This window comes from Microbacterium sp. zg.Y909 (assembly GCF_024626565.1).
Window position 1 is genome coordinate 1 of sequence record NZ_JANJFJ010000342.1, and the last position, 4,777, is coordinate 4,777.

The following is a 4,777-nucleotide window of genomic DNA, read 5'->3' on the forward strand; positions in this document are numbered from 1 at the left end:
TCGCGCTGGTGTCCGAAGACCTTCACGATCGCGTGACCCGAGAAGGTCTCCTCGACGCGCGCGTTGAGCACTCCGGTCGCCTTCCACTGCGCGACGAAGAGCTTCTGCGACCGCCGGGCGATGAGCAGCGTCACGACCACGGTGAGCGGGATCGTCACCAGCGCGATGAGGGCGAGCATCGGCGAGATCACGAACATCATGATGAGCACGCCGATGACCGTCAGCAGCGACACGACCACCTGCGACAGGGTCTGCTGCAAGGTCTGCCCGATGTTGTCGACGTCGTTGGTGACCCGGCTCAGCAGCTCGCCGCGCTGCACCCGATCGAAGTACGACAGCGGCAGGCGGTGCACCTTCTCCTCCACCTGCATCCGCAGCCGGTGCATCGAGCGCTGCACGACGCCGTTGAGGATGCGGGCCTGCAGCCAGCCGAAGATGCCGGCCAGCAGATAGATCGCGAGCACCGCCATGAGGATCCACCGCAGCCGCTCGAAGTCGATGCCGGCGCCGGGGACGAAGTCCATCGCCGAGAGCATGTCGGCCTGCTCCTGCTCGCCCTGGGCGCGCAGGCCCTCGACCACCTCGGCCTTCGTGACGCCCGAGGGCGCCTGCAGCGAGATGAACCCCGCGAACACGACGTTCGTCCCCTCGCCGAGGATCTTCGGACCGGTCACCGTCAGTCCGACGCTGAGCACGCCGAGCACCAGCACGGTGATCAACTGCGGCATGTCCACGCGCAGCATGGATGCCAGACGCTTCGCGCTCGGCCCGAAGTTCTGTGCCTTCTGCACGGGAGCGCCTACGGGGCCGTGTCCGCGCGGGCCCGGACCGCTCATGCCGTCGCCTCCGCAGCCAGCTGGGAATCGACGATCTCGCGATACGTCTGACAGGTCCTGCGCAGGTCGTCGTGGCGCCCGATGCCGACGATGCGGCCGTGCTCGAGCACGATGATCTGGTCCGCTCCCTGAATGGTCGACACCCGCTGGGCGACGACGAGCCGGGTCGTCCCCGGCAGCCGAGTGTCCAGCGCGCGCCGGAGGGCCGCGTCGGTCTGCAGGTCCAGCGCCGAGAACGAGTCGTCGAAGATCTGGATGCCTGGGTTCTTCACCAGCGCCCGCGCGATCGCCAGACGCTGCCGCTGACCGCCCGACACGTTCGTGCCACCCTGCGCGATCGGCGCCTCGAGCTGCCCGGGCATCGCCTCGACGAAGTCACGGGCCTGCGCAGTGTCCAGCGCCTCCCAGAGCTCCAGGTCGCTGGCCTCGCCGTTGCCGTAGCGCAGGTTCGACGCGACCGTGCCCGAGAAGAGGAACGCCCGCTGCGGCACCAGGCCGATGCGCCGCCACAGGTCGTCCGGATCGATGTCGCGCACGTCCACCCCGTCGACCCGCACCGTACCTGCGGTCACGTCGAAAAGCCGCGGCACGAGTCCCACGAGGGTGGTCTTGCCCGACCCCGTGGAGCCGATCACGGCGGTCGTGGTTCCCGGCGGCACGGTGAAGGTCAGATCGTGCAGCACCGGCTCCTGCGCACCCGGATAGGCGAAGCCGACGTGGTCGAACTCGATCCGCCCCTCGGGCACGGGAGGCACAACCGGCGCCGCGGGCGCAGCCACCGACGGCCCGGTGTCGAGCACCTCTCCGATGCGCGTGGCGCAGACCGCCGCCCGCGGGATCATCACGAACATGAACGTCGCCATCATGACGCCCATCAGGATCTGCATCATGTAGTTGAGGAAGGCGAAGAGCGTGCCGATCTCGACGCCGGAATTCTGCACCTCGCCCGCGCCGAACCAGATGACCGCGACGCTGGAGAGGTTCATCACGAGCATGACGGCGGGGAACATCAGCGCCATGAGGTTTCCGGCCCGCAGCGCCGTCGCCATGACGTCTTCACTGGCGCCGGAGAAGCGGGCGCGCTCCTCGCGCTCGCGCACGAAGGCGCGGATGACGCGGATGCCGGTGAGCTGCTCGCGCAGGATCTGGTTCACGCGGTCGATGCGTCGCTGCATCAGCGTGAACGCGGGCACCATCCGCACGACGATCAGACCCACGATGATGAGAAGCGCCGGCACCGAGACGGCCATGAGCCACGACAGCCCGGCATCCTGACGGATGGCCATGATGATGCCGCCGATGGCGAGCATGGGGGCCGAGACCATGAGGGTCGCCGACACCTGCACCAGCATCTGCACCTGCTGCACGTCGTTGGTGTTGCGGGTGATGAGCGAGGGCGCGCCGAACTGGCCGACCTCGCGCTGCGAGAACGCGACCACGCGGTGGAAGAGGTCGGCGCGCAGATCGCGGCCGACGGAGGTCGCGAGGCGCGAGCCGAACCAGACGGCGATGATGGCGCAGATGATCTGCACGGCGCTGACGATCAGCATGACCCCGCCGAGGGACCAGATGACCTCGATGTCGCCGGTCACGACGCCCTCATCGATGATGTCGGCGTTCAGCGTGGGCAGCAGCAGCGATGCCACCGACTGGGCGAGCTGGAACACGATGACCGCGACGACGAGCGGCCACATGGGTCGCGTGTACTGGGCCAGAAGCTTGCCGAGCACGGTCCCCCCTTCAGCGCCGGGCATGGCGCACCGATTGAGACGCTACGCCTGCACCCCGCGACGAGCCAGTCGCGCGCGTGCGCTGTGGGCGAACCGCCCTCAGACGCGCGCGGCCGGGTCGGCCGGCAGCGGGAACATCGCGTCGATGGCCTCGAGGTCTTCGGAAAGCGGCACCCATGCTGAAGCCGCAGCGTTGGCACGCACCTGCTCGGGGGTGGTCGCCCCGGCGATGACGCTCGACAGGCCGGGGCGCGAGAGCAGCCAGCCGTAGGTCGCTTCGAGCATGCTGATGCCGCGTTCGTCGCAGAAGGCGCGGTAGGCCTCGAGAGCATCCCACGGTGCGTCGTCGTAGACGTGCCGGCGCTGGCGCATGATGCGGCTGTCGGCTGGGGCCTCGTCGCGGCGGAACTTACCCGTGAGCAGCCCGTTGTGGAGGGGAAAGTACGGCAGGAACCCCAGCCCGAAGCGCTCCACGGCGGGGAGCACTTCGCGCTCGGCCGCCCGGGCGAGCAGGCTGTAGTGGTTCTGGGCGGACACGAACGGCACGTCGTTCCGCGCGCGGGCGACGAGATCGGCCTCGGCGATCTGCCATCCGCTGAGGTTGGAGTGGCCGATGTAGCGCACCTTGCCCTCGCGGACGAGGTCGCCCAGGGCATCGAGGGTCTCCTCGATCGGCGTGCCGGGGTCCGGGGTGTGCAGCTGGTACAGGTCGATCCAGTCGGTGCGCAGGCGCTTCAGCGACCCTTCGACCGCCCGCCGGATGTACGCCCGCGATCCCTTCGCCTCCGTGGGAAGTCCCGGCATGGCGGCGCCGGAGTGCCCGAACTTGGTCGCGAGCACCACCTGGTCGCGGCGCGCGCCCAGTGCCTGCCCCATCAGCGTCTCGGACAGGCCCGGCTCCTTGCCGTACATGTCCGCGGTGTCGAAGAACGTGATCCCCGCGTCGATGGCGGCATCGAGCACCGCACGCGTGCCCTCGAGGGTCTCCGTCACAGTGCCGGCGCGACCGAAGTTGTTGCAGCCGAGGCCTGCGGCCGAGACGACCAGTCCCGATGCGCCGACGCGGCGCAGCGCCGGGCCGGTCACGGCTGCCGGGGCGGCTCGGGTGCCGCGGGCGGCTCGGTGTCAGGCGGGGCCGTCGGCGGCTGCGGAGGCTCATAGGGCGGCGGCTGGGTGGCCGCGGGCGGCTGATAGCCCGCGGGCGCAGCAGGCGGCTGATAGCCGGCGGGCGGCACGGGCTGCTGGTAGCCGGCGGGCGGGTACGAGGCGGGCGGGTAGGCGCCCGTGGCGGGCGGCGGCGGGTAGGCGGCGTAGCCGGCAGCGGGGTACTGCCCCACGGCCGGGGCCTGCACCGGGATGCCCGACCACCGTGTGGTGTCACGCAGGAACGAATTCGCCCAGGGCGCCGGCGGAACGGCGAGGCTCCACCGTGAGCGGTCGAACGCGAGGATGCCGAGCCACACGATCGACAGGAAGATGTAGAGCACGACCCAGACGGGCTCCTTCTGCAGCTTCAGTCCCACGCGGTACGCGCCGAGGATCGTGTAGACCCCGGCGGCGAAGAAGAAGAGCGACCCGACGCCCACAGGGGCGAGGAGGATCCCGGCACCCCAGGCGATGAGCAGCCACCAGGGGTTCAGATCACCGAGCTTGACGAAGACCATCGTGTTGTAGATCGGAACCCACGCGCGCCAGCGGCCCTGCACGCCCGCTTTGTCGAAGATCTTCATCATGAACAGCGACGTCAGCACGTACCCGCCGGCCGCGAGGAGCAGGCCGATGCCGATCCCGAGCAGGGCGAGCACCGCGACGGCGGCGCTGTCGGTGTCGTAAGGACTCATGGTGTCGGCCTCCGAAGTCAGACGATGATGGTGCGCACGACGTCGACGGGGCGCACACCGTGATCACATGCTAGCGAACAGCTCGATCTCACCGGGGGTGCCGGGGCGCGTCTGAAGGCCGACGCTCTCCGCCCAGTCGCGCAGCGTCGGCAAGGACGTGATGACGGGGCGCTCGGCGGCGAGCAGACGCACGAGCTCGCCCTTGGCACGCTTGTTGAAGTGGTTGAGCGCGCGCACCGTGCCGCCGGGTCCCGCGGAGACCACCCGCACGTAGACGCTGTCGACGGTGGCCGGCACCGGGCCCAGCGCGACGTAGGCCTCGGAGCGCAGATCAAGCACGAAGGCGGGGTCCGCGGCGGCGATCGCCGCC

The 4,777-nt window shown here is 69.9% G+C and carries 4 protein-coding genes and 1 pseudogene; all 5 read right to left on the reverse strand.

Annotated features, from left to right (window positions below):
• The coding region (locus NQ160_RS18715) for an ABC transporter permease (protein WP_374113678.1) at positions 1-791 on the reverse strand (791 nt) is incomplete at its 3' end.
• A gap of 41 nt (positions 792-832) precedes the next feature.
• On the reverse strand, positions 833-2,566 hold the full coding sequence (locus tag NQ160_RS18720) for an ABC transporter ATP-binding protein (RefSeq protein WP_257516626.1): 1,734 nt from the start codon (positions 2,564-2,566) through the stop codon (positions 833-835).
• Between the two features lie 99 nt (positions 2,567-2,665).
• Complete coding sequence (locus NQ160_RS18725; RefSeq protein WP_257516627.1) at positions 2,666-3,652, reverse strand: aldo/keto reductase; 987 nt, start codon at positions 3,650-3,652, stop codon at positions 2,666-2,668.
• Positions 3,649-4,407 carry a DUF5684 domain-containing protein gene (locus NQ160_RS18730; RefSeq protein ID WP_257516628.1) on the reverse strand — a complete coding sequence of 253 codons (759 nt, stop codon included), beginning with the start codon at positions 4,405-4,407 and terminating at the stop codon, positions 3,649-3,651. The genes NQ160_RS18725 and NQ160_RS18730 overlap by 4 nt, the downstream gene beginning before the upstream one ends.
• A 63-nt stretch (positions 4,408-4,470) precedes the next feature.
• Positions 4,471-4,777, reverse strand: a pseudogene (locus NQ160_RS18735) (peroxide stress protein YaaA); the annotation flags it as partial.

Bases quoted from the DNA above. Each gene is read 5' to 3' on its own strand.
- NQ160_RS18730 (WP_257516628.1), bottom strand. From the start codon at position 4,407: ATGAGTCCTTACGACACCGACAGCGCCGCCGTCGCGGTGCTCGCCCTG.